The 3,930-nt window shown below is 72.3% G+C and carries 4 protein-coding genes; 2 read left to right on the forward strand and 2 right to left on the reverse strand.

The features are described from left to right. Positions 1–13 precede the first annotated feature (13 nt). Positions 14–1,084, forward strand: a complete 1,071-nt coding sequence (locus tag FNH05_RS33920; protein WP_144592940.1) for an NAD(P)-binding domain-containing protein — start codon at positions 14–16, stop codon at positions 1,082–1,084. 16 nt (positions 1,085–1,100) lie between these two features. On the opposite strand, the gene FNH05_RS33925 is transcribed toward FNH05_RS33920, so the two are convergent. Then, the gene (locus tag FNH05_RS33925; protein WP_246128107.1) at positions 1,101–2,510 is read right to left on the reverse strand and encodes an amidase; all 1,410 of its coding nucleotides are present in this window, start codon (positions 2,508–2,510) and stop codon (positions 1,101–1,103) included. Between the two features lie 36 nt (positions 2,511–2,546). Continuing rightward, positions 2,547–3,119 carry a TetR/AcrR family transcriptional regulator gene (locus FNH05_RS33930; protein WP_144592941.1) on the reverse strand — a complete coding sequence of 191 codons (573 nt, stop codon included), beginning with the start codon at positions 3,117–3,119 and terminating at the stop codon, positions 2,547–2,549. A 100-nt stretch (positions 3,120–3,219) separates the two neighbouring features. Between FNH05_RS33930 and FNH05_RS33935 the strand changes: the two genes are divergently transcribed. After that, positions 3,220–3,930, forward strand: a 711-nt coding sequence (locus FNH05_RS33935) for an SDR family NAD(P)-dependent oxidoreductase (RefSeq protein ID WP_144592942.1), incomplete at its 3' end; no start/stop codon positions are given.

Here is a 3,930-nt window from a genome sequence, read left to right on the forward strand (position 1 = left end):
GGTTGTAGGGGGTGTGCGCAGCGAGACGGATGTGGTGGTGATCGGCGCGGGGCAGGCCGGGTTGTCGGCCGCGTATCACCTGCGCCGGGCCGGTTTCTCCCCTTTCTCCGACGGCGGCGGTTTCGTCGTGCTCGACCACGCGAAGCGGCCCGGCGGGGCCTGGCAGTACCGCTGGCCGTCGCTGCGGATGAACAAGGTGCACCGGCTGCACGACCTTCCCGGACTGGAGCTGGGCACGGCCGATCCGGACCGGCCCGCCGCCGAGGTCGTGCCGGAGTACTTCGGGCGGTTCGAACGCGCCTACCGGTTGCCGGTGCTGCGTCCGGTCGACGTGCTGTCCGTGCGGCGCGAGGCGGACCGCCTGCTGGTGGAGAGCGCGACGGACGCGTGGGCGGCCCGCGCGGTGATCAACGCGACCGGCACCTGGGACCGGCCGTTCTGGCCGCACTACCCGGGGCAGGAGACGTTCGCCGGGCGGCAGCTGCACACGGCGGACTACCAGGGGGCGGAGGAGTTCCGCGGCCTGCACGTGATCGTGGTCGGGGGCGGCTCCTCGGCCGTGCAGCAGTTGATGGAGATCGCCGAGGTCGCCGCGGGCACGACCTGGGTCACCCGCAGGCCTCCCGAGTTCTTCGACCACGAGTTCACGCCCGAGTACGGACGCGAGGTGGTCGCCGAGGTGGACCGCCGGGTGCGGGCGGGCCTGCCGCCGCGAAGCGTGGTGAGCGTGACCGGGCTCGCGCTGACCCCCGAGGTACGGGCGGCCCGCGAGCGGGGCATCCTCGACCGCAGGCCGATGTTCGCGCGGATCACGCCCACCGGGGTGGTGTGGCCCGACGGCACCGCGCGGCGGGCGGACGCGATCCTGTGGGCCACCGGTTTCCGGGCGGCCCTCGACCACCTCGCGCCGCTGCACCTGCGTGCCCCGGGCGGCGGGATCCGGATGGACGGCACCCGCGTCGTCGCCGAACCCCGGTTGCACCTCGTCGGATACGGCCCTTCGGCGAGCACGGTCGGCGCCAACCGCGCGGGCCGGGACGCCGTGCGGGAGATCCAGCGGCTGCTGGCCGCGGAGCAGGCGTGACGGATGCGCCCTGGCGTCAAGCCAGGTCGGGGTGGCGGTCGCGAACCGGGCTGACGGATTCCAGCGCGGTCCCCAGCCGAAGGATGGCGTCCTCGTCGTACCAGCGGGAAACGAGCTGGACGCCGATGGGCAGGTTGTCGCCGCTGACGCCGAACGGCAACGACAAGGCGGGCAGGCCGGTGAGGTTGAACGGGACGGTCGCCCGCATGATGCCGCGGGCCGGGACGGTCACGTCGCCGACGCGGAACTTCGACCGGGCGTGCGGTGGCGCGGGAATGGGGCAGACCGGGCACAGCAGGACGTCGTAGCGCTCGAAGTACCCGGCGAACAGGGAGCCGAGCGCGTCCACCTGGTGCTGCGCCGCGACGTAGTCGGCGAGGGTCACCTCGGGCGCCTCGATCGTCCGCTGGATGACCGGGTGCAGTTCGGACTCACGGCCCGCGGTGACCTGCCGGAAGTACGGCACCACTTCGGCGGCGAACAGCACCGCGCTCAACGCGGTGGCGTCGACCGCCTCCAGACCGGCGGGCGGCGCGGGCTCGACCGTGCAGCCCAGCTCCCGGAGCGCGTCGGCCGCGGCGACGACGGTGGCGGTCACTTCGGGATCCACCGGGCCGAACGCGGGTTCGCTCGCCCAGCCCACCCGCAGTCCCGCCGGATCCCGGGGTCCGTCCGCTGGGGGTGGCGAATGCCGCACGTGGCCGTCCACGCCGTCGGGCCCGGCGAGGATCCCCAGCGAGGTCGCGAGGTCCCGCACGCTGCGCGCCATCGGGCCGACATGCCAGTAGCGGCCGGGAACCTCGGGCCAGTGGCCGGTGATCGGTATCCGCCCCCGGGTCGCCTTCAGCGCGACGATGCCCGTGTCGTGGGCGGGGCCGCGCACCGAGATGGCCACGTCGCTGCCCAACCCCAGTGGGGACATCCCCGTGGCGATCGCGGCCGATTCGCCACCGCTGGAACCACCCGGGGTGCGCTCGCCGTCCCACGGATTGAGCGAGCGGCCGACGATCAGGTTGTCGGTTTCGGTCCAGTAGGAGAATTCCGGCAGATTCGTCTTGGCGAGCGGGATCGCGCCCGCCGCCCGCAGCCGGGCCACCGCGGTCGCGTCCGCCACGGCGACACGATCCCGGAACAGGGCGGAGCCGCGAGTGGTCACCACCCCCGCCACGTCGAGCGAATCCTTGATGGTGAACGGCACACCGTGCAGCGGGCCCAGCGCGTCACCGGCGGCCACGGCCTCGTCCGCCGCGCGGGCCGCCGCGAGCCCCTGCTCGGCGAGCACCGTGACCACGGCGTTCACCCGCGGATTGACCGTTTCGATGCGGTCAAGGCATGCCCGCATCACCTCCGTCGCGGACAGTTGTCGCGCGCGGATCAGCCCCGCCAGCGCGGTCGCATCCAGCCGGTGGATTCCGCTCTCGCTCAAGGTGTGGCTCTCCCGTCATCCGGTGTCAAGATCACGCTACTCGGCCGGCCCACCGGTCAGCGCGTCCATGACGAGGTCGATGAGGCGGCGGGCCTGCTCGCCGGTGCTGTGCTGCATCGAATAGGCGAGGCCGCCGATGAGAAGCAGGACGTCCTCGGAGGTGACGTCGGTTCGCAGGCTGCCGTCCCGGGCACCGGCTTCGAGGAGGGTGGCGATGGCGCCGGTGAGGAGTCTGCGGCTGTCGGAGAAGGGATCGACTCCGGACGCGATGACGGCGTTGAGCGCTTCGGACATGCCCCTCTTGGCCGTGGCGTAGTCGAGGAAGTGTGCCAGCCACCGCCGGGTGGCCTCGGCGGCCGGTTCCCGGGCGAGCAGATCGGCCGCCTTCTCGCACACCCGGGTGAGCTGGTGCCGGTAGGCGGCGTCGATGAGGACTTCCCGGGTCGGGAAGTGCCGGTAGAGGGTGCCGACGCCGACGCCCGCCTGCTTGGCGATGGCGGCGGGCGCGGAGTCCAGCCCCTGCTCGGCGAACACCCGCGCGGCGACCGCCAGCAGACGTTCCCGGTTCTGCAGGGCATCGCTCCTGGTGCGGCGTGGGGTGCCGGGCATGGGTGTTCCTCCGGTGCTCGGGTCTTCTTGCAAACCGGAATGCGTTCCGCTTAACTGGAAGCGGAACGCATTCCGCTAAGACTCTATCCTGGGAGAGCTCATGCCCGTCCCCTCCGGCAAGGCCGTACGGCACTGGTTCGTCACCGGGGCCTCCGGCGGCCTGGGCCGCCACATCGCCGAGCACGCCCTTCGCCACGGCGACCGCGTCACCGCCACGGTCCGCCGCGCGGAGGCCCTCGACGACCTGCGCGAGACGTACGGCGACCGGTTGACCGTCGAGATCCTCGACCTCGGCAGGCAGGCCGAGGTCGAGGCGGTGGTGGGCGCGACGCTTCGGTCCGGACCGGTGGACATCGTCGTCAACAACGCGGGATACGCGGTCGTGGGTGCCGCGGAGGAGATGACCGTCGAGCAGATCCGAGACCAGATCGAGGTCATGCTGCTCGCGCCGATGCTGATCACCCGGGCGTTCCTGAAGCCGATGCGCGAGCAGGGCGGCGGCCGGATCATCCAGATCTCCAGCATGGGCGGCCAGATCGCCGTCCCCACGCACAGCTCCTATCACGCGGCCAAGTGGGGGCTGGAGGGCTTCACCGAGAGTGTCAGCCGCGAGGTTTCCGACTTCGGCGTTCGCCTCACCGTGGTCGAGCCCGGCGGCACCCGCACCGGCTTCGCCTCCGCCCTGCGCTACACCACCGAAACGGCCGCCTATCGCGACAACGCCGTCGGCCGGACCCGGCGGCTGCTGGAACAGGCCGAGGCCGACAGTTTCACGGGCGATCCGGCCAAGATCGCCGCCGCCGTCTACGAC

The organism is Amycolatopsis rhizosphaerae, from assembly GCF_007713715.1.
In the GTDB taxonomy this organism is placed as follows: domain Bacteria; phylum Actinomycetota; class Actinomycetes; order Mycobacteriales; family Pseudonocardiaceae; genus Amycolatopsis_E; species Amycolatopsis_E rhizosphaerae.

Bases quoted from the DNA above. Each gene is read 5' to 3' on its own strand.
- FNH05_RS33930 (WP_144592941.1), bottom strand. From the start codon at position 3,119: ATGCCCGGCACCCCACGCCGCACCAGGAGCGATGCCCTGCAGAACCGG.